A 20,186-nucleotide genomic window follows, 5' to 3' on the forward strand; every position below is an offset into this window, starting at 1 on the left:
GTCGACGCCGCATGCTCGGTCTGGGCAGCTCCGTGATCGCCGCGGTCCCCGCGCTCATGCTCGCGGGGGCGAGCGAGGCAGCCGCCACAGGGGGCTCGGGATTCCCGACGTTCCCGGTCGCACCCGGCTACCGGGTGAACGTCCGCAGCGGTCCCGGCACCAATTACTCGGTCACCCGGGTCCTGCCGCTCGGCGCGTCCGTCGGCATCCGCTGCCAGTGCGAGGGGACGACCATCAGCGGCCCGTACGGCACGACGTCCATCTGGGACAACATCGCCAACGGCGAGTTCATCTCCGACGCGTACGTGAAGACCGGCAGCGACGGCTACATCACCAGCCGCTGCGGCTGAGGCCCGCCCGCGCCCATCCGGGCCATCCCATTGGCCCGCCCCGTGAGACACCCCGGGTCCCGCCCGCCCGGCGGGGGATAATCGCTGGTGTGAGCGACGACCAGCGAGACCAGACCCCCGCCGAGCCGGCCGCCGAGGCCCAGGCGCAGCCCGCGGTGCCCACCGGCCCCGAGCCCGAGCCGCTCCGGTTCTTCGGCACGACTTGGGTGAACCACGACGGCGGCTACGGCGCACGCCGCGTCGGCGCGGCCCTCATCGCGCTGACCCTCGCCGTCCTCAGCGCCTTCCTGCTCCGCTTCTCCTACGAGGGCCTGGAGATCGGCAACGTCGGCGCCTTCCTCAGCATCTCGGTCGTCATCCTCTTCGCGATCGCCAGCTCCATCGCCTTCGTCAAGACCTGGGAGTCCTTCAGCCGCCGGCCGGCCCCGTCCTCCGACGAGACCGCCCTCAAGGGCCTGAAGGCGATCGGTTTCATCGGCAGCCTCATCGCGTACTTCCTACGCTGCTTCGTCGAGGCCCCCGGCGAGAAGCTACGCCGCACCGAGTACGAGCGCGCCTCGGCCGAGTTCACCCGCCGGCGCGGTTCCCGTACCGGCAACCCGGCCGCCCGCCGCCCCAAGCGCAAGAAGTAGCCCCAGCCACAGGCTCCGCTGCATAGGCCGCAGCCCCCCCAGCCTTGCGCCCGGGCACAGCCGGGAGCATTATTCATCACATGATGAATAACCGAGCGGCCGCCGCCGTCCACGCCGACGGCCTCACCGTCCGCCGAGGCACCGGCCGCAGCCCCCGCACCGTCCTCGACGCCCTCTCCTTCGACGTCCCCACCGGCCGCATCACCGGCCTCCTCGGCCCCTCCGGCTGCGGAAAGTCCACCCTGATGCGCGCCGTCGTCGGCACCCAGGCCCACGTCACCGGCACCCTCGACGTCCTCGGCCGACCCGCCGGCCACCCCGAGCTCCGCTCCCGCATCGGCTACGTCACGCAGGCGCCCTCCGTCTACGACGACCTCACCGTCCGGCAGAACCTCGACTACTTCGCCGCGATCCTCGACCCTGGCCGCGCCGCCGCCGAGCGCCGCCGCGAGACCGTCACCCGGGCCATCGCCGACGTCGACCTCACCACCCACACCACCGCCCTCGCCGGAAACCTCTCCGGCGGCCAGCGCAGCAGGGTCTCCCTCGCGGTCGCCCTGCTCGGCAGCCCCGAGCTCCTGGTCCTCGACGAGCCGACCGTCGGCCTCGACCCGGTCCTGCGCCGCGACCTGTGGAACCTCTTCCACGAGATCACCACCACCCGCGGCGCCACCCTGCTCGTCTCCTCCCACGTCATGGACGAAGCCGAGCGCTGCCACGACCTCCTCCTCATGCGCGAGGGCCGCATCCTCGCGCAGGACACCCCGGAGGCACTGCGCACCCGCACCCACACCGAGACCGTCGAAGAGGGCTTCCTCCACCTCGTCGACGCCGCCAACGCCGAAGCCGGCGCCGAAGCCAGCTCCGCTGACGCCACCACCACCCCGGCCCCCCACGGGAGCACCCGATGAGCACAGCCCGCACCACCGCCACCGCCGCCCGCGTCCTGCGCCAGCTCCGCCACGACCCGCGCTCCATCGCGCTGATGCTGCTGGTCCCCGTACTGATGCTGGTCCTGCTCCGCTACGTCTTCGACGGCGACCCGCGGACCTTCAACAGCATCGGCGCGTCCCTCCTCGGGATCTTCCCCCTCATCACGATGTTCCTGATCACCTCCATCGCGACCCTGCGCGAACGCACCTCGGGCACCCTCGAACGCCTCCTCGCCATGCCGCTCGGCAAGGGCGACCTCATCGGCGGCTACGCCCTCGCCTTCGGCGCCATGGCGGTCGTCCAGTCCCTGCTCGCCACCGGCGTCGCCCTCTGGGTCCTCGGCCTCGACGTCATCGGCTCCCCGTGGCTGCTCCTGCTCGTCGCCCTCCTCGACGCCCTGCTCGGCACCGCGCTCGGCCTCTTCGTCTCCGCCTTCGCGGCGTCGGAGTTCCAGGCCGTCCAGTTCATGCCGGCCGTGATCTTCCCCCAGCTCCTGCTGTGCGGCCTCTTCGCCGCCCGCGACACCATGCAGCCGGTCCTCGAAGCGATCTCGAACGTCCTGCCCATGTCCTACGCCGTCGACGGCATGAGCCAGGTCCTCACCCACACCGACATGACCGCCGAGTTCGTCCGCGACGCCGTCATCGTCGCCGGATGCGCCCTCCTGGTCCTCACCCTCGGCGCCGCCACCCTCCGCCGCCGGACGCCCTGAGCCGAAGTGGCCCGACCGCAGTCCGGACAGCCCGCCGCAGTTCCTTGCACGGGTGCAAGGATGAGGACGCAAACCATGCATGCGTGCACGAACAGTTCGGCGAGGTGAATCGGGCATGACCCAGACAGTCGCAGTCCTCGGTACCGGCAAGATCGGTGAGGCCCTGCTCAGCGGGATGATCCGCGGCGGCTGGCCCGCCTCCAAACTCCTCGTCACGGCCCGCCGCCCGGAACGCGCCGAGGAGCTGCGCACCCGTTACGGCGTCGAGGCCGTCACCAACGCCGAGGCCGCCAAGCGCGCCGACACCCTCATCCTCACCGTGAAGCCGCAGGACATGGGCAAGCTCCTCGAAGAGCTCGCCCCGCACGTCCCCGCCGACCGCCTGGTCATCAGCGGCGCGGCCGGCATCCCGACCTCCTTCTTCGAGGAGCGCCTCGCCCAGGGCACCCCCGTCGTCCGCGTCATGACGAACACCCCCGCCCTCGTCGACGAGGCCATGTCCGTCATCTCGGCCGGCAGCCACGCCACCGCCGCGCACCTCGCGCACACCGAGGAGATCTTCGGCGGCGTCGGCAAGACCCTGCGCGTCCCGGAATCCCAGCAGGACGCGGCCACCGCCCTCTCCGGCTCCGGTCCGGCCTACTTCTACTACCTCGTCGAAGCCATGACCGACGCCGGCATCCTCCTCGGACTGCCCCGCGCCCAGGCCCACGACCTCATCGTCCAGGCCGCCGTCGGCGCCGCCGTCATGCTCCGCGACAGCGGCGAACACCCGGTCAAGCTCCGCGAGGCCGTCACCTCCCCGGCCGGCACCACCATCAACGCGATCGTGGAGCTGGAGAAGCACGGCGTACGAGCAGCTCTGATCGCCGCCCTCGAAGCGGCCCGCGACCGCAGCCGCGAACTCGCCTCCGGCAACAGCTGACACCCGCCGGCCGCTACGGGGCTGCGCGCGCAGCCCCGTAACGACGGCCCGCCCCTCTCCCCTCAGGGCTCCAGCAGCCCGATGGCCCGGTACGCCGAATCGACGACGGGCCGCGCGATCGCCCGCGCCCGCCCGGCACCCGCGCGCAGCACCGCCTCCACCGTCCCCGGATCGGCCGCCAGCTCCGCGTGCCGTACGCGGACCGGCCGCAGCAGCTCGACGACGGCGTCGGCCACGTCCCGCTTCAGCGCCCCGTACCCGGTGTACCCGTCGGCGAGCGCGGCCGGCTCACCCCCGGTGCAGGCGGCGAGGATGTCCAGCAGGTTCGCGACCCCGGGACGCGCGGCCGGGTCGTAGACGACCCCACCGTTTCCGCTATCCGTCACGGCCCGCATCACCTTCTTCCGCACCACCTCGGGCTCGTCGAGGATGAACACCACCCCGGGCCCCGTGTCGCCCGACTTCCCCATCTTCGACCGCGGGTCCTGCAGGTCCATGACCCGCGCCGCCACCACCGGATGCGTGGCCTTGGGCACGGTGAAGATGTACCCGTACCGCTGGTTGAACCGCACCGCCAGATCCCGGGTCAACTCGACGTGCTGCCGCTGGTCCTCCCCGACCGGCACCTCACCGGTCCGGTAGGCCAAAATGTCGGCGGCCATCAGCACGGGATAGGTGAGCAGCGACAACCGCACGCCTTCCCCCGAGCCCTGCGCCTTCGCCGCCTTCTCCTTGTACTGCACCATCCGCCGCAGCTCCCCGTCCGAAGCCGTGCACTCCAGCAGGTACGAGAGCCGGGCGTGCTCGTCCACGTGGCTCTGCACGAACAGCGTGCACTTCTCCGGAGTCAGCCCGGCGGCGAGCAACAGCGTCGCCGCCTGCCGACTGAGCCGGCGCACCCGGGCCGGATCGTGCTCGACGGTCAAGGCGTGCAGATCGACCACGCAGAACAGCGCCTCGTCGGGCTCCTGCTCGGCGGCGACCCACTGCCGTACGGCCCCCAGGTAGTTCCCCAGCGTCAGATGCCCCGTCGGCTTGACCCCACTGAAGATCCTCGTCATGTCCCTGCTCCCTGCTCGTGTCGGTGTGGGCGTCGACGCCACCGCGTCGGGCGACCGAGCCACTCCCGGGAGGGGAGAAACAGAAACGGCCGCCGAGATCGGCGGCCGTCGAGCGCGTACGTGCTCGCGTGGATGGTCGGCCGCCGTCAGGCGGCCCACCAGCGAAGGTCGAGCGTGAGCGCACGCGTAGTCATGGGGGAGAGGCTAGACCCTGAGGGGTGAGGAAGGCGTCAGGTTTGCGCGCTCCGTGACGCGGGTCAGCCTGGAGTTGACACACCTGTGCCGGATCCGTAAGGTTCTTCGAGTTGTCCGAAGTGAGCATCCGACCCCGGTCGGTCCCCGGACAGCCATCCCGCACCACACATTCGAACGAACGACTCACTTTGTCGTCCCGTTTTCATGCGTATTTGCGAATGAGGAATCCGCGTCCACGGACGCAGCCGCCGATTAGGTTCGGGGGCAAGGAATCCGCTACTGTCTCACTCGTCGCAAGGGCCCAACAGTCCGAACGACAAACCCCGTTGACTGGGAGTCAGGCCCGAAAGGATCTGATAGAGTCGAACTCGCCGGAAAGGGAAACGCGAAAGCGAAGAACTGGAAGGCGGAAAACAAGCGAGACAGACTCTGATAGAGTCTGAAACGCAAGAACAGAACAGAACGAAAGCCCGGAGGAAAGCCCGAGAGGGTGAGTACAAAGGAAGCGTCCGTTCCTTGAGAACTCAACAGCGTGCCAAAAATCAACGCCAAAAAGTTGATACCCCGTCCATTTCGGTGGATGAGGTTCCTTTGAAAAAGACCTGTGAGGTCGCGGCTTCGGCCCTGATACTTGCAGGCAATTACACAGCGAGGACGCAGTGGACGGTCGGTCTTATTCCGACATGACTGTCCCGCTCTAAGTGCGTGTGCACCGGATAACCGGTAAACATTCATGGAGAGTTTGATCCTGGCTCAGGACGAACGCTGGCGGCGTGCTTAACACATGCAAGTCGAACGATGAAGCCCTTCGGGGTGGATTAGTGGCGAACGGGTGAGTAACACGTGGGCAATCTGCCCTTCACTCTGGGACAAGCCCTGGAAACGGGGTCTAATACCGGATAACACTCCTGCCTGCATGGGCGGGGGTTAAAAGCTCCGGCGGTGAAGGATGAGCCCGCGGCCTATCAGCTTGTTGGTGGGGTAATGGCCCACCAAGGCGACGACGGGTAGCCGGCCTGAGAGGGCGACCGGCCACACTGGGACTGAGACACGGCCCAGACTCCTACGGGAGGCAGCAGTGGGGAATATTGCACAATGGGCGAAAGCCTGATGCAGCGACGCCGCGTGAGGGATGACGGCCTTCGGGTTGTAAACCTCTTTCAGCAGGGAAGAAGCGAAAGTGACGGTACCTGCAGAAGAAGCGCCGGCTAACTACGTGCCAGCAGCCGCGGTAATACGTAGGGCGCAAGCGTTGTCCGGAATTATTGGGCGTAAAGAGCTCGTAGGCGGCTTGTCACGTCGGATGTGAAAGCCCGAGGCTTAACCTCGGGTCTGCATTCGATACGGGCTAGCTAGAGTGTGGTAGGGGAGATCGGAATTCCTGGTGTAGCGGTGAAATGCGCAGATATCAGGAGGAACACCGGTGGCGAAGGCGGATCTCTGGGCCATTACTGACGCTGAGGAGCGAAAGCGTGGGGAGCGAACAGGATTAGATACCCTGGTAGTCCACGCCGTAAACGTTGGGAACTAGGTGTTGGCGACATTCCACGTCGTCGGTGCCGCAGCTAACGCATTAAGTTCCCCGCCTGGGGAGTACGGCCGCAAGGCTAAAACTCAAAGGAATTGACGGGGGCCCGCACAAGCAGCGGAGCATGTGGCTTAATTCGACGCAACGCGAAGAACCTTACCAAGGCTTGACATATACCGGAAAGCATTAGAGATAGTGCCCCCCTTGTGGTCGGTATACAGGTGGTGCATGGCTGTCGTCAGCTCGTGTCGTGAGATGTTGGGTTAAGTCCCGCAACGAGCGCAACCCTTGTCCTGTGTTGCCAGCATGCCCTTCGGGGTGATGGGGACTCACAGGAGACCGCCGGGGTCAACTCGGAGGAAGGTGGGGACGACGTCAAGTCATCATGCCCCTTATGTCTTGGGCTGCACACGTGCTACAATGGCCGGTACAATGAGCTGCGATACCGTGAGGTGGAGCGAATCTCAAAAAGCCGGTCTCAGTTCGGATTGGGGTCTGCAACTCGACCCCATGAAGTCGGAGTTGCTAGTAATCGCAGATCAGCATTGCTGCGGTGAATACGTTCCCGGGCCTTGTACACACCGCCCGTCACGTCACGAAAGTCGGTAACACCCGAAGCCGGTGGCCCAACCCGTAAGGGAGGGAGCTGTCGAAGGTGGGACTGGCGATTGGGACGAAGTCGTAACAAGGTAGCCGTACCGGAAGGTGCGGCTGGATCACCTCCTTTCTAAGGAGCACAGTACCGATTGCAGACAAACGTTCTGCACGGTCAGCTCAGGGTGGAACGTTGATTAGTTGGCACGGTTTCCTGGATGGATCACAAGTACTGCTTCGGCGTGGAAAGTGACTCACTGACGGGGGATCGTGCTTGGCACGTTGTTGGGTATCTGAGGGTACGGCCGTAAGGCTTTATCTTCGTGATGCCGGCCCCAGTGAACTCGCCAGCTTGTCTGGTGGGGTGATGGGTGGCTGGTCGTTGCTTGAGAACTACACAGTGGACGCGAGCATCTGTAGGCCAAGTTTTTAAGGGCGCACGGTGGATGCCTTGGCACCAGGAACCGATGAAGGACGTGAGAGGCCGCGATAGGCCCCGGGGAGCTGCCAACTGAGCTTTGATCCGGGGGTGTCCGAATGGGGAAACCCGGCAGTCGTCATGGGCTGTCACCCACTGCTGAACACATAGGCAGTGTGGAGGGAACGCGGGGAAGTGAAACATCTCAGTACCCGCAGGAAGAGAAAACAACCGTGATTCCGGGAGTAGTGGCGAGCGAAACCGGATGAGGCCAAACCGTATGCGTGTGATACCCGGCAGGGGTTGCGCATGCGGGGTTGTGGGAATTCTTTTGATCGGTCTGCCGGCCGGTCGGCGAGTCAGAAACCGTTGATGTAGTCGAAGGACATGCGAAAGGTCCGGCGTAGAGGGTAAGACCCCCGTAGACGAAACATCAGCGGCTTGCTTAAGAATCTCCCAAGTAGCACGGGGCCCGAGAAATCCCGTGTGAATCTGGCGGGACCACCCGCTAAGCCTAAATATTCCCTGGTGACCGATAGCGGATAGTACCGTGAGGGAATGGTGAAAAGTACCGCGGGAGCGGAGTGAAATAGTACCTGAAACCGTGTGCCTACAAGCCGTGGGAGCGTCGCCGTTATTCTTCGGAATAACGGTCGTGACTGCGTGCCTTTTGAAGAATGAGCCTGCGAGTTAGCGGTGTGTAGCGAGGTTAACCCGTGTGGGGAAGCCGTAGCGAAAGCGAGTCCGAATAGGGCGATTGAGTTGCACGCTCTAGACCCGAAGCGGAGTGATCTAGCCATGGGCAGGTTGAAGCGGAGGTAAGACTTCGTGGAGGACCGAACCCACCAGGGTTGAAAACCTGGGGGATGACCTGTGGTTAGGGGTGAAAGGCCAATCAAACTCCGTGATAGCTGGTTCTCCCCGAAATGCATTTAGGTGCAGCGTCACGTGTTTCTTGCCGGAGGTAGAGCACTGGATAGGCGATGGGCCCTACCGGGTTACTGACCTTAGCCAAACTCCGAATGCCGGTAAGTGAGAGCGTGGCAGTGAGACTGTGGGGGATAAGCTCCATGGTCGAGAGGGAAACAGCCCAGAGCATCGACTAAGGCCCCTAAGCGTACGCTAAGTGGGAAAGGATGTGGAGTCGCAGAGACAACCAGGAGGTTGGCTTAGAAGCAGCCACCCTTGAAAGAGTGCGTAATAGCTCACTGGTCAAGTGATTCCGCGCCGACAATGTAGCGGGGCTCAAGCGTACCGCCGAAGTCGTGTCATTGCAGCAATAGGGCCAACGCCCGCTGTGATGGGTAGGGGAGCGTCGTGTGCCGGGTGAAGCAGCAGCGGAAGCTAGTTGTGGACGGTTCACGAGTGAGAATGCAGGCATGAGTAGCGATACACACGTGAGAAACGTGTGCGCCGATTGACTAAGGGTTCCTGGGTCAAGCTGATCTGCCCAGGGTAAGTCGGGACCTAAGGCGAGGCCGACAGGCGTAGTCGATGGACAACCGGTTGATATTCCGGTACCCGCTTTGAAACGCCCAATATCGAATCAGGCGATGCTAAGCCCGTGAAGCCGTTCCGGACCCTTCGGGGAAAGGAAAGTGGTGGAGCCGGTGACCCAGACTTGTAGTAGGTAAGCGATGGGGTGACGCAGGAAGGTAGTCCAGCCCGGGCGGTGGTAGTCCCGGGGTAAGGGTGTAGGCCGAGGGGTAGGCAAATCCGTCCCTCATATAAGGCTGAGACCTGATGCCGAGCCGATTGTGGTGAAGTGGATGATCCTATGCTGTCGAGAAAAGCCTCTAGCGAGTTTCATGGCGGCCCGTACCCTAAACCGACTCAGGTGGTCAGGTAGAGAATACCGAGGCGTTCGGGTGAACTATGGTTAAGGAACTCGGCAAAATGCCCCCGTAACTTCGGGAGAAGGGGGGCCATCACTGGTGATCGGATTTACTCCGTGAGCTGGGGGTGGCCGCAGAGACCAGCGAGAAGCGACTGTTTACTAAAAACACAGGTCCGTGCGAAGCCGTAAGGCGATGTATACGGACTGACGCCTGCCCGGTGCTGGAACGTTAAGGGGACCGGTTAGTCACATTTCGGTGTGGCGAAGCTGAGAACTTAAGCGCCAGTAAACGGCGGTGGTAACTATAACCATCCTAAGGTAGCGAAATTCCTTGTCGGGTAAGTTCCGACCTGCACGAATGGCGTAACGACTTCTCGACTGTCTCAACCATAGGCCCGGTGAAATTGCACTACGAGTAAAGATGCTCGTTTCGCGCAGCAGGACGGAAAGACCCCGGGACCTTTACTATAGTTTGATATTGGTGTTCGGTTCGGCTTGTGTAGGATAGGTGGGAGACTTTGAAGCGGCCACGCCAGTGGTTGTGGAGTCGTCGTTGAAATACCACTCTGGTCGTGCTGGATGTCTAACCTCGGTCCGTGATCCGGATCAGGGACAGTGTCTGATGGGTAGTTTAACTGGGGCGGTTGCCTCCCAAAAAGTAACGGAGGCGCCCAAAGGTTCCCTCAGCCTGGTTGGCAATCAGGTGTTGAGTGTAAGTGCACAAGGGAGCTTGACTGTGAGACCGACGGGTCGAGCAGGGACGAAAGTCGGGACTAGTGATCCGGCGGTGGCTTGTGGAAGCGCCGTCGCTCAACGGATAAAAGGTACCCCGGGGATAACAGGCTGATCTTCCCCAAGAGTCCATATCGACGGGATGGTTTGGCACCTCGATGTCGGCTCGTCGCATCCTGGGGCTGGAGTCGGTCCCAAGGGTTGGGCTGTTCGCCCATTAAAGCGGTACGCGAGCTGGGTTTAGAACGTCGTGAGACAGTTCGGTCCCTATCCGCTGTGCGCGTAGGAATATTGAGAAGGGCTGTCCCTAGTACGAGAGGACCGGGACGGACGAACCTCTGGTGTGCCAGTTGTCCTGCCAAGGGCATGGCTGGTTGGCTACGTTCGGGAGGGATAACCGCTGAAAGCATCTAAGCGGGAAGCCTGCTTCAAGATGAGTATTCCCACCTCCTTGAGAGGGTAAGGCTCCCAGTAGACGACTGGGTTGATAGGCCAGATGTGGAAGCCCGGTAACGGGTGGAGCTGACTGGTACTAATAGGCCGAGGGCTTGTCCTCAGTTGCTCGCGTCCACTGTGTTAGTTCTGAAGTAACGAACTGTGTCATATCCGGTTTGGTTAACTTCATAGTGTTTCGGTGGTCATAGCGTTAGGGAAACGCCCGGTTTACATTCCGAACCCGGAAGCTAAGCCTTTCAGCGCCGATGGTACTGCAGGGGGGACCCTGTGGGAGAGTAGGACGCCGCCGAACAATCATTGTGGGAAAGCCCCGCACCAACCCTTATAGGGTTCGGTGCGGGGCTTTTCTGCGTTCTGGGCCAAAACTTAGCTGAGGGTGAGCGGGAGCCGGCCAGGATCTTTGGATGTCCTGCGGATGCCCGGCATGGGGTCCGGCTGGATTGGCCCTGACGGCTCGTAGGGTTGTCGCATGGGCTACGACCTCGTCATCTTCGACAACGACGGCGTGCTGGTGGACAGTGAGCCGCTCGCCAATAGCATCCTCGCCGGGTACCTGACCGAGCTGGGGCACCCGACCTCGTACGAGGAGTCGCTCCGCGACTACATGGGGGGCGCGGTCCACCGGATCCACGACCTCGTACGGGAGCGGACCGGGCAGGCGCTGCCGGCCGACTTCGACAGCACGCTGTACACGCGCACCTTCGCGGCCTTCGAGCGGGAGCTCAAGCCGGTGCCCGGGGTCGAGGGGGTGCTGGCGGCTCTGGTCGAGAGCGGGACCGCGTACTGCCTCGCGTCTTCCGGGAGCCACGAGCGGATCCGGGTCGGGCACCGGGCGGCCGGGCTCGACGAATGGTTCGAGGAAGAGTGGCTCTTCAGCTCGGAGGACGTGGGGCAGGGGAAGCCCGCCCCGGACCTGTTCCTGCACGCGGCGGACCAGATGGGTGTGGCGCCCTCCCGGTGCGTGGTCGTCGAGGACAGCCCGCTGGGTATCCAGGCCGCGCTGGCCGCGGGGATGGACGTGCTCGGGTACACCGCGATGGTGCCCGCCGACCGGCTGCCCGGCGCCACCGGGTACTTCGGCGACATGAACCAACTGGCCGGGTTGCTGGGGCTGGCGGAGGGCGCCGGCTCCGGATACACCGGCCACAGCGGTGGGTTCTCGCACTGACCCAATCGATATGTGATCGCTCTACCCACCGGTAGGACCGGCGCCTACGCTGAGCCGCCATGACAGCAGACGTGCGGCTGCGCCGCGGGCGCGGGGCGTTGGGGTTCAGTTTCTTCGTGCAGGGCGTGGCCTTCGCGCTCCTCGTGACGCGGATCCCCGCCATTCAGGACCGGTACGGGATATCCGACGCACTGCTGCCCGTCTTCCTGGCCGCCGTGCCGATCCTCGCCGGTGTGTCCAGCGTGGCCACCGAGCACCTGGTGAAGCGGGTCGCGCCCAGCACCGTACTGCGGTGGGCGCAGCCGCTCGTGCTGCTCGCGCTGCTCGGAGTCGGCGCGGGCAGCGAGATGTGGCACGTGGCGCTGTCCCTCGGGGCGTTCGGGCTGTTCGTGGGGGCGCTCGACGCCTCCATGAACATGCTCGGGGTGAGCCTGCAGGGCGCGTACGGGCGCAGCATCATGCTCGGGTTCCACGCCTCCTACAGCCTCGGCGGGATCCTGGGCGCTTCCGCCGCATGGGCCGGGGCGCACTGGCACCTCTCGCTGTTCAGCTCCTACCTGCCCGCCGTGGTGGTCCTGCTGCCGCTCGCGCTCCTCGCCAGCCGGTTCTACGTGGACCAGGACGCCAAGGCGGCCGGCTCCGCCGAGGCCAAGGGGCTCGGGCCGGGCGGGTTCAAGCTGCTGCTGCCGCTGTGCCTGGTGATGGCCTGTGCGTACATCGGGGACTCGACGGTGTCGAACTGGAGCGCCAAGTACCTCCAGGACGTGCTCGGCAGCTCCGAGCAGCTCGCCACCGTTCCCTACAACGTCTACATGGTGACCACCCTGCTCGGGCGGGCCGTGGGCGACCTCGGGGTGCGGCGCTTCGGGGCCGTGGCCGTCGTACGGATCGGGACGGTCGTCGCGGCGGGCGGGTTCGCCGTGGTCGCGGTGGCGCCCGGGGCGTGGGTGGGGATGCTCGGCTTCACCCTGCTGGGGTTCGGGTTGTGCGTGATCGTCCCGCAGACCTTCGCCGCGGCGGGCCGGCTGTTCCCGGGATCCTCCGACACCGCCATCGCGCGGCTCAACATCTTCAACTACGTCGGATTCCTGATCGGGGCGCCGCTCGTGGGCGGGATCGGGGACGCCTGGAGCTACCGGGGGGCGATGCTCGTGCCGATGGTGCTGGTCCTCGTCACTCTTTTCTATGCCCGCTCGTTCGCTTCGGAGCCCGCCCGATACGGTGTCCGGCATGAGCGGCCGCGGGTTGTTGATGTGGGACGAGGCGGTAACGAAGTATGACTTCGGGCCGGGCCATCCGATGGACCCGGTGCGCCTGGAGCTGACCATGGGCCTGGTACGGGCCTTCGGGCTCGACCGGGAGCTGGAGGTACGGTCGGGCCGGCCGGCCGGTGACTCGACGCTGCGGCTGGTGCACCGCGAGGACTACGTCGCCGCGGTGCGCGCGGTGTCCGCCGACCCCGGGGCCGCCGACGGCTCGTACGGGCTGGGGACGGCGGACGATCCGGCGTTCCACGGGATGCACGAGGCGTCCGCGCTGATCGCCGGGCAGTCGGTGGCGGCGGCCGAGGCGATCTGGCGCGGGGAGGCCGAGCACGCCGTGAACTTCGCCGGCGGGCTGCACCACGCGATGCCCGGTGGGGCGGCGGGGTTCTGTGTGTACAACGACGCGGCGCTGGCGATCGCGCGGCTGCTGGAGCTGGGGGCCGAGCGGGTCGCGTACGTGGATGTGGACGTGCACCACGGGGACGGGGTGCAGGCGGCGTTCTGGGACGACCCCCGGGTGCTGACGATCTCGATGCACGAGCATCCGCGGACGCTGTATCCGCAGACGGGCTGGCCGGAGGAGACCGGCGGGCCGGCGGCGGAGGGGTCGGCGGTGAACATCGCGCTGCCCGCGGGGACCGGGGACGAGGGGTGGCTGCGGGCCTTCCACGCGGTGGTGCCGGAGCTGTTGGAGGACTTCCGGCCCCAGGTGCTGGTGACGCAGCACGGGGCCGATACGCACTTCGAGGACCCGCTCGCGCATCTGGCGGTGTCGTTGGACGCGCAGCGGGCGGTGATGGAGGCCTGTCACGAGCTGGCCCACTCCTGTGGGGAGGGCGGGCGGTGGCTGGCGCTCGGTGGGGGCGGGTACGCCGTGGTCGACGTCGTGCCGCGGTCGTGGACGCATCTGGTGGCTATCGCCGGGCATCGGCCTATCGATCCCGAGACGGCTGTGCCGGGGTCTTGGCGGGATGCGGTGTATGCGCGGACGCGGTTGTTGGCGCCCGGGCGGATGACGGATGGGCGGGTGCCGGGCTGGCGGGACTGGGATGCCGGGTACGACCCTGCGGACCGGATCGACCAGGCCGTACTGGCCACCCGGCGGGCGGTGTTCCCGCTGCGCGGGCTGCTGGCCTGAGCCCTGCGGGGCCCAGTCTGCTGGAGGGGTTACGCCAACGGTGGGGGGATTGGCCGGAACTGGCGATCCGTCAGGGTGGGTGCGGGAGCATCGGGAGGGTGTTGAGTACCGGCGCGTTGCGTGCGCATCTGCTGGCCGCCCGCCTGGCCGGGCCCGTCGCGACCTCTCGGGAGGAAAGCCTGCGCAGTTACCGGCTGTTCGCGGCGCGGGATCCGCGGGTGCTGCTGGGGCTGGATCCGGCGTGGGCGTGGGGCGAGGGTGATCTGCTGCGGCTGATGGCGCAGAAGTGCGGGGTCTCGGCGGATCCCGCGCACGTCAGCGGGCCGGACGTGATCGATCCCGAGCTGACGGTGGCGGGGCTGGAGGCCTTCGCGGGGAGGCTGCGGGCGGCGGCCGGGGCGCGGGCGCCGGTGTTGTTCGGGACCGGGCACCCGCACCGGCTCCTGGGCTTCTACGCCACCTTGGCGGGGGCGTTGTCGGCGGCGGGATGTGATGTCCTCACTCCGGCGCGGGGGGTGCGCGTCGACATGCAGACCCGGTTCGGCGTACGCACGCACCGCATCGATTACGTACGAGGGGTCGCACTGGTGCGGGAAGACGGCGCGCGGCCGGACGGGAGTGACACCGGCGCGCACTCCCATTCGCCGCTGCCGGTTCGGATCGCGCTCGGGGCGCTGGCGGAGGCCGGCGGGCCGTTGCCGGAGCTGGTGGTGGGGGACCACGGGTGGGTCTGCGGTGCAGGTCAGCTCGGTGTGGAGGCGATCGGGCTGGCCGATACCGATGATCCCGCGCTGTTCGTGGGGGAAGCCGAGGGACAGGTGTCGGTGGCGGTTCCGCTTGATGACGCGGTGCGCGCGGACTACTACCGGCCCCTTACTCGCTATGTACTCAATCGGGCGAGTCTGTCGGGTCGGCAGGAGTGGACGTAGCTCCTCTTCCCCACTCGTATCACACGCCCCTACTCTGGTGAGTGAGCGTGCGACGACGGGGCGTAACCGGAGGGGAAGCCGGTGCCCGTCATGCGCGGAAGGTCAAGGTGTGTCATGGCTGCTGGCGAGAGGCCTCTCAGTGAGGTTCAGTTCCTGACCGTGGCGGAGGTCGCCTCGGTGATGCGAGTGTCGAAGATGACCGTGTACCGCTTGGTGCACAACGGACATCTGCCCGCAATCCGGGTGGGCCGGTCCTTCCGGGTCCCGGAAAACGCGGTGCACGAGTACCTCCGCGAGTCCTTCGTGGGGGTGGAATCGGCCTGAGGGCGAGGGTCGGGAGCCCGCGATTACCCCTCGGGGGCACGCGGATTACAAGCTCAGAGCTCGGGCGGGTAGGCTAGGCCGACGTAGGTCGTGTGGGCCCCGACGCCCCGCACCGAATAAGAGAAGTGAGCGAGGGTAGTCGTGGGCTCTGTTATTAAGAAGCGGCGCAAGCGGATGGCTAAGAAGAAGCACCGCAAGCTGCTCAAGCGCACCCGCGTCCAGCGCCGTAACAAGAAGTAAACGGCAGCTGTACGTGTATTCCGCAGCCCCTCCACCATTCTGGTGGAGGGGCTGCGGTGCAGCCGGGGGACTTCTTCGAGGGAGGCGCTGAGCTCGTGGGGAAGGTCGTGCTGGTCACCGGGGCTGCCCGGCAACTGGGAGGCCGCTTCGTGCGGCGGATCCAGCGGGACCCGGAAGTGGAGCGGGTGATCGCGGTCGACGCGGTGACCCCGCCGCACCGGCTCGGCTCGGCCGAGTTCGTCCGTGCGGACATCAGACAGTCGGCCATCGCCCGGGTGCTCGCCGAGAACGCCGTCGACACGGTGGTCCATCTCGCGGTCACCGGGGGAGCGGCGACGGGCGCGGGCTCCGGCTCGTACAGCACCGTCAAGGAAACCAACGTCATCGGGACGATGCAGCTCCTGGGAGCCTGCCAGAAGTCCCCGACGGTACGGCGGCTCGTGGTGAAGTCCAGTACCAGTGTGTACGGGGGCACCTCGCGGGATCCGGCCGTCTTCACCGAGACCACGCAGCCGAAGTCGCTGCCCGCCGCCGGCTTCGCCAAGGACGCCACCGAGGTCGAGGGTTACGTACGGGGCTTCGCGCGCAGGCGGCCCGACGTCGCCGTGTGCGTGCTGCGGTTCGCCAACATCCTCGGGCCCTTCGCCGACTCGGCGCTCGCCGCGTACTTCTCGATGCCGCTGATCCCGACCGTGCTGGGCTACGACCCGCGGTTGCAGTTCGTGCACGAGGACGACGTACTGGACGTGCTGCGCCTCGCCTCGCAGACCAGCGGGCCGGGCGGGCTCAGCGGCACCTTCAACATCGCCGGCGACGGGGTGCTGCTGCTGTCGCAGTGCGCGCGGCGGCTGGGACGGCCGACGGTGCCGCTGCTGCTGCCCGCGGTGACCTGGGTCGGCGCGGCGCTGCGGGCGGTCGGGGCGACGGACTTCTCGCCCGAGCAGATAAGGCTCCTCACGCACGGACGGGTCGTGGAGACCACGCAGATGCGCGAGGTCCTGGGATTCGCGCCGATGTATACGACCGCCGAGACCTTCGCCGACTTCACGCGGAGCCGGGGCGGCGGGCTGCTGCCGCCGGAACGGGTGGGGCGGGCCGTGGACCGGGTGGCCGGGTTGCTGGACGTGGACATGGATGGAGCGAAGCGATAGTGGCGGACGCCAAGGTCATTCCGTTCGACGAGGACCGGCCGCGACGGCGGTCTTCGCCTGCCCGGCGGGTACGGGTCGCGCCGGAGCCGCCGGCCGGGCCGGAGCCGGTGGTGGGGGCCGCACTGGAGGCCGTACCGGAGCCTGCGGCGGCGGGGGACGGCTGGGACCGGCGGATCGCCGGCGGGCTGGCGTTCCTGCGGCGCCGGATCACCGGGGAGTACGAGGTCGACGACTTCGGCTACGACAAGGAGCTGACGGACCAGGTCCTGATGTCCTTGATGCGGCCGCTGTACGACAAGTACTTCCGGGTCGAGGTCAAGGGCATCGAGAACATCCCGAAGGAGGGTGGCGCGCTGATCGTGGCGAACCACTCCGGGACGTTGCCGCTGGACGGCCTGATGCTCCAGGTCGCGGTGCACGACCAGCACCCGGCGCAGCGGCACCTGCGGTTGCTGGCGGCGGACCTGGTGTTCATGCTGCCCGTGGTGAACGAGCTGGCGCGCAAGGCCGGGCACACGCTGGCGTGCGCGGAGGACGCGCAGCGGCTGCTGGAGGCCGGGGAGCTGGTGGGCGTGATGCCCGAGGGCTTCAAGGGGATAGGGAAGCCGTTCGGAGAGCGGTACAAGCTCCAGCGGTTCGGGCGGGGCGGGTTCGTGTCGACCGCGCTGCGGGCGGGGACGCCGATCGTGCCGTGCTCGATCGTGGGGGCGGAGGAGATCTACCCCATGATCGGCAACTCGAAGACGCTGGCGCGGCTGCTGGGGATTCCGTACTTCCCGATCACGCCGACGTTTCCGCTGCTGGGGCCGCTGGGGGCGGTGCCGCTGCCGACGAAGTGGACGATCCAGTTCGGGGAACCGATTCCGACGGACGGGTACGCGGCGGAGGCGGCCGAGGATCCGATGCTGATGTTCAACCTGACGGATCAGGTGCGGGAGCAGATCCAGCACACGCTGTACAAGCTGCTGGTGCAGCGGAGGTCCGTCTTCTTCTGATGCGCCGTTGGCTGAGCGCGAAGAAAACGCCGGTGGGGCTGGAGTGATCCAGCCCCACCGGCGTTTTTCGTTGTTCGGTGCTACTCGGCGTCCTCCGCGTTGATGCCCAGGCCTGGGAGGAGGCCGGGGAGGAGGGGCGGGAGGGTGATGTCCGGGTGGGCGGGGGTCGGGGTGCCGCCCGGCTCGGTGGACGGGGTGGACTGGTCCGTGGGCGGGTTCAGGAGGTTGCCCGTGCCGCCCAGGAGACCGCCGCCGGGGGGCGGGGTCTTCGGGGAACCCGAGCTCTGGTCCGTGGGCGGGTTGGGGGCCGCGGACGGGGCGCCCTGAGGGGGCGTCGCCTGCTGCTTGCCCGCCGGGGCGCTCGGCTTCGTGGAGGGGCCGGAGCCGCGGGTCTGTTCCGGAGGCTTCGGGAGCAGACTCTGGAGCGGCGCCACGTCGTGGTCTATGGCCTGGAAGACCGACTCCACCTCACCGCCCACGTCCGTGAGCTGCGCCGGGAGATTGCCCCGGAGCTTGGCCCACGCGTCCCGGTGTGAACGGGAGAACGAGGACAGCGCCTGGATCGGGCCGAGCGAGCCGTCCCGTTCGTAGGCGGCCTGGAGCAGCCGATGGCCCTCCGAGGCGTCGTGCTTCATGCCCGCGAGGGCTCGGCGGATCTCGCCGAGCGACTCGTGGTCGAGTGCGCCCAGACGGCCGCGCTCCATGAGCCGGCGGGCTTCCGACAGGCGGCTCGAGGCCTGGTCGAGATAGAGCTCGCCCCGGTCCGAATCGTCGTCGGCCATCCCGAGCCGGATGTCCTCCATGCCTCGCTTCACGGGGTACAGGTGGTCACCCGGCAGGGCGTCCGTGCTGGCAGCGGCCACGCCGCTGAAGGCCCCCGCGGCCACACCTACGGTGAGACCGCCCGCCGCGATGCCCTTGGACCAGCGGGAGCGGGGCCGCAATTTCCGGAGCGAGGTCGCCCGGTGGGCGCCGCGGCCGGTCCGCTGTTCGGGCACTTGAGGGTCGGCGGCCACGCCGCCCCCGGCCCTCTCTTGCATCACCTTGGCTTCCATGGCGGCAATGAGCTGGGCTCGTTGCACCACTTTGACCTCGGGGTCCAGCACCGGGCGCGGCATTCTTTCGCCGAGCACGCTCGCCAGGGCCAACAACCGGTCGTGGTCGGCAGGTTCGGCAGGTGCCTCGGACTGCTCGGCCGCCGGGTCCGGTTCCGAAAGGTCGGACGGGGTCCGCTCCTCCAGGGCCTGGGCGAAGGCGTTCGCCCGCCGGTGCGGAGTCACGTTCGCGATCACTGGCGGCACCTCCTCTCGTCATGACGATCGACTCCCCAAGGTGTCCGGAAGGTTGCCTTCCTTGAGCACATCCACACTTTCGAGTGAGCGGCTTCGGTCAGGGCTTGTCCACAGGGAGCCTGCATTCCCCACAACGAGCGGCGCGGCACTTGGGTTACGGACGAAGGATGATCGGACCACAGCGTCGTTGGATTCGACCCTGCTGGAGGTGGCGTCGTTGTCGGTGGGGTCGTCGGTGTCATCAAGGTCATCAGGGAGGGGTACCGAAATGTGAGAGGAGGGCGGCGTCAGCGGGCGTCGTCGGGGAGCAGGCGGGCCAGGGTGCGGACCGCCCGGTACTGGAGGGTCTTGATGGCACCCTCGTTCTTCCCCATCACCCTGGCCGTCTCGGCGACCGAGAGGCCCTGCAGGAAGCGCAGGGTCACGCACTCCTGCTGCTGCGGATTGAGTTTCCGTACGGCTTCCAGCAGGGCCGCGTTGGAGAGGGACTCCAGGACGGAGTCCTCGGGGGACCGTTCCACCTCGTTGGCGTCGAGCATTTCGCCGGTGGTGACTTCCAGGCGGAAGCGGCTCGACTTGAAGTGGTCGGCGACCAGGTTGCGGGCGATCGTCACGAGCCAGGCGCCGAAGTCGCGGCCCTGCCAGGTGAAGGTGGAGATACGGCGCAGCGCACGCAGGAAGGTCTCGCTGGTGAGATCCTCCGCGGTCGCCTTGCCGCCGACGCGGTAGTAGATGTAGCGGTAGACGGTGTCGCTGTACTGGTCGTACAGGCGACCGAAGGCATCGGCCTCGCCGGCCTGGGCGCGTTCGACCAGGTCCATCATGCGGGCCTGGTCGCTGTCCGCGGTGGGGCGGCGGGCGGCGGGCGCGGTGGTCCCGGCGGCTGCGCCCCCGGCGGACGAGCCGCCGGCGCGACCGCGTCTGCCCACCGTTGCTCCGCCGTCGGTCAGGGCATAGCAGGGACCGGCCGGGCCGAGTCCGGCGGGGACCGCGGTGGCGAATGCGGGGACGGTGTACGCGGTGGGGACGAAGCCGCGCAGCTGGTCGAGGACCGTTGCGCGCAGCGTAGCCAGGCCCGAGGCGTCAACCCCGACAGGTGGGTACACGGGACTCCCAGAGGCAGAGCTTCCATCACGTGCAGTGCGGGACCGTTCACCCGTCGTAGCGACAGATGGCGGTGGCATGCGTTTGAGGAGAATAACGCTTCGTACAGGCAGCGCTACACCCAGTTGCTCAAATCACCGGTTACGACACTTCTGTTGCGTGTCGAGGGCATATTCAGGCACGGATGGTGATCGATTCTTGATCACT

General features: G+C 66.8%; 16 protein-coding genes and 3 rRNA genes. 16 read left to right on the forward strand and 3 right to left on the reverse strand.

All coding sequences use genetic code 11. The features are described 5' to 3' along the window. The first annotated feature begins 56 nt into the window (after positions 1-56). The 5 genes from AC3IYI_RS22945 (at position 57) to proC (ending at position 3,552) form a co-directional block, all read left to right on the forward strand. Positions 57-350 carry a peptidase gene (locus tag AC3IYI_RS22945; RefSeq protein WP_489411625.1) on the forward strand — a complete coding sequence of 98 codons (294 nt, stop codon included), beginning with the start codon at positions 57-59 and terminating at the stop codon, positions 348-350. An 89-nt stretch (positions 351-439) separates the two neighbouring features. Next, positions 440-982, forward strand: a complete 543-nt coding sequence (locus tag AC3IYI_RS22950; RefSeq protein ID WP_489405542.1) for a hypothetical protein — start codon at positions 440-442, stop codon at positions 980-982. A gap of 80 nt (positions 983-1,062) precedes the next feature. After that, complete coding sequence (locus tag AC3IYI_RS22955) at positions 1,063-1,893, forward strand: ABC transporter ATP-binding protein (protein ID WP_489405543.1); 831 nt, start codon at positions 1,063-1,065, stop codon at positions 1,891-1,893. Further along, positions 1,890-2,627 (forward strand): ABC transporter permease, encoded by a 738-nt coding sequence (locus tag AC3IYI_RS22960; protein ID WP_489405544.1) that lies wholly within the window; start codon positions 1,890-1,892, stop codon positions 2,625-2,627. The genes AC3IYI_RS22955 and AC3IYI_RS22960 overlap by 4 nt, the downstream gene beginning before the upstream one ends. Positions 2,628-2,742: 115 nt before the next feature. Continuing rightward, complete coding sequence (gene proC / locus AC3IYI_RS22965; protein ID WP_266956141.1) at positions 2,743-3,552, forward strand: pyrroline-5-carboxylate reductase; 810 nt, start codon at positions 2,743-2,745, stop codon at positions 3,550-3,552. Positions 3,553-3,614: 62 nt separating this feature from the next. Here proC and trpS read toward each other — a convergent pair whose 3' ends face one another. Then, positions 3,615-4,613, reverse strand: a complete 999-nt coding sequence (gene trpS, locus AC3IYI_RS22970; protein ID WP_489405545.1) for a tryptophan--tRNA ligase — start codon at positions 4,611-4,613, stop codon at positions 3,615-3,617. A 925-nt stretch (positions 4,614-5,538) separates the two neighbouring features. On the opposite strand from trpS, the gene AC3IYI_RS22975 reads away from it, so the two are divergent. The 11 genes from AC3IYI_RS22975 (at position 5,539) to AC3IYI_RS23025 (ending at position 17,583) form a co-directional block, all read left to right on the forward strand. Continuing rightward, positions 5,539-7,063: ribosomal RNA gene (locus AC3IYI_RS22975) — 16S ribosomal RNA — on the forward strand. 286 nt (positions 7,064-7,349) lie between these two features. Beyond that, positions 7,350-10,473: ribosomal RNA gene (locus AC3IYI_RS22980) — 23S ribosomal RNA — on the forward strand. 74 nt (positions 10,474-10,547) lie between these two features. Beyond that, positions 10,548-10,665, forward strand: a 5S ribosomal RNA gene (gene rrf / locus AC3IYI_RS22985). The 16S, 23S and 5S rRNA genes sit together here, the layout of an rRNA operon. Positions 10,666-10,842: 177 nt before the next feature. Beyond that, complete coding sequence (locus tag AC3IYI_RS22990; protein ID WP_489405546.1) at positions 10,843-11,541, forward strand: HAD family hydrolase; 699 nt, start codon at positions 10,843-10,845, stop codon at positions 11,539-11,541. 59 nt (positions 11,542-11,600) lie between these two features. Continuing rightward, entirely contained in the window at positions 11,601-12,821 is a 1,221-nt protein-coding gene (locus tag AC3IYI_RS22995; RefSeq protein ID WP_489405547.1) for an MFS transporter, read from the forward strand. Continuing rightward, positions 12,772-13,944, forward strand: a complete 1,173-nt coding sequence (locus AC3IYI_RS23000) for an acetoin utilization protein AcuC (RefSeq protein ID WP_489405548.1) — start codon at positions 12,772-12,774, stop codon at positions 13,942-13,944. Before AC3IYI_RS22995 ends, AC3IYI_RS23000 begins: the two co-directional genes overlap by 50 nt. Before the next feature lie 98 nt (positions 13,945-14,042). Next, positions 14,043-14,873: a phosphatase gene (locus tag AC3IYI_RS23005; RefSeq protein WP_489405549.1), complete on the forward strand. Its 831-nt coding sequence runs from the start codon at positions 14,043-14,045 to the stop codon at positions 14,871-14,873. A 114-nt stretch (positions 14,874-14,987) separates the two neighbouring features. Beyond that, a complete protein-coding gene (locus tag AC3IYI_RS23010) occupies positions 14,988-15,197 on the forward strand; it encodes a helix-turn-helix domain-containing protein (RefSeq protein ID WP_162688852.1) in 210 nt (69 codons plus the stop codon). A 141-nt stretch (positions 15,198-15,338) separates the two neighbouring features. Continuing rightward, positions 15,339-15,437: a 30S ribosomal protein bS22 gene (locus tag AC3IYI_RS23015; protein WP_003948845.1), complete on the forward strand. Its 99-nt coding sequence runs from the start codon at positions 15,339-15,341 to the stop codon at positions 15,435-15,437. Positions 15,438-15,532: 95 nt separating this feature from the next. Then, a complete protein-coding gene (locus tag AC3IYI_RS23020) occupies positions 15,533-16,588 on the forward strand; it encodes an NAD-dependent epimerase/dehydratase family protein (RefSeq protein ID WP_489405550.1) in 1,056 nt (351 codons plus the stop codon). Further along, complete coding sequence (locus AC3IYI_RS23025) at positions 16,588-17,583, forward strand: lysophospholipid acyltransferase family protein (protein ID WP_489405551.1); 996 nt, start codon at positions 16,588-16,590, stop codon at positions 17,581-17,583. The genes AC3IYI_RS23020 and AC3IYI_RS23025 overlap by 1 nt, the downstream gene beginning before the upstream one ends. An 80-nt stretch (positions 17,584-17,663) precedes the next feature. Here AC3IYI_RS23025 and AC3IYI_RS23030 read toward each other — a convergent pair whose 3' ends face one another. Beyond that, complete coding sequence (locus AC3IYI_RS23030; RefSeq protein ID WP_489405552.1) at positions 17,664-18,875, reverse strand: DUF5667 domain-containing protein; 1,212 nt, start codon at positions 18,873-18,875, stop codon at positions 17,664-17,666. Between the two features lie 287 nt (positions 18,876-19,162). Then, positions 19,163-19,981 carry an ECF subfamily RNA polymerase sigma factor, BldN family gene (locus tag AC3IYI_RS23035; protein ID WP_243340126.1) on the reverse strand — a complete coding sequence of 273 codons (819 nt, stop codon included), beginning with the start codon at positions 19,979-19,981 and terminating at the stop codon, positions 19,163-19,165. Positions 19,982-20,186 lie beyond the last annotated feature (205 nt).

Source organism: Streptomyces sp. GL_148, from assembly GCF_057834205.1.

Coding starts and splice junctions, on each gene's coding strand:
- AC3IYI_RS22945 (WP_489411625.1), top strand. CDS start 57: ATGCTCGCGGGGGCGAGCGAGGCAGCCGCCACAGGGGGCTCGGGATTC.
- AC3IYI_RS22955 (WP_489405543.1), top strand. CDS start 1,063: ATGATGAATAACCGAGCGGCCGCCGCCGTCCACGCCGACGGCCTCACC.
- AC3IYI_RS22960 (WP_489405544.1), top strand. CDS start 1,890: ATGAGCACAGCCCGCACCACCGCCACCGCCGCCCGCGTCCTGCGCCAG.
- proC (WP_266956141.1), top strand. CDS start 2,743: ATGACCCAGACAGTCGCAGTCCTCGGTACCGGCAAGATCGGTGAGGCC.
- trpS (WP_489405545.1), bottom strand. CDS start 4,613: ATGACGAGGATCTTCAGTGGGGTCAAGCCGACGGGGCATCTGACGCTG.
- AC3IYI_RS22990 (WP_489405546.1), top strand. CDS start 10,843: ATGGGCTACGACCTCGTCATCTTCGACAACGACGGCGTGCTGGTGGAC.
- AC3IYI_RS22995 (WP_489405547.1), top strand. CDS start 11,601: ATGACAGCAGACGTGCGGCTGCGCCGCGGGCGCGGGGCGTTGGGGTTC.
- AC3IYI_RS23000 (WP_489405548.1), top strand. CDS start 12,772: ATGAGCGGCCGCGGGTTGTTGATGTGGGACGAGGCGGTAACGAAGTAT.
- AC3IYI_RS23010 (WP_162688852.1), top strand. CDS start 14,988: ATGGCTGCTGGCGAGAGGCCTCTCAGTGAGGTTCAGTTCCTGACCGTG.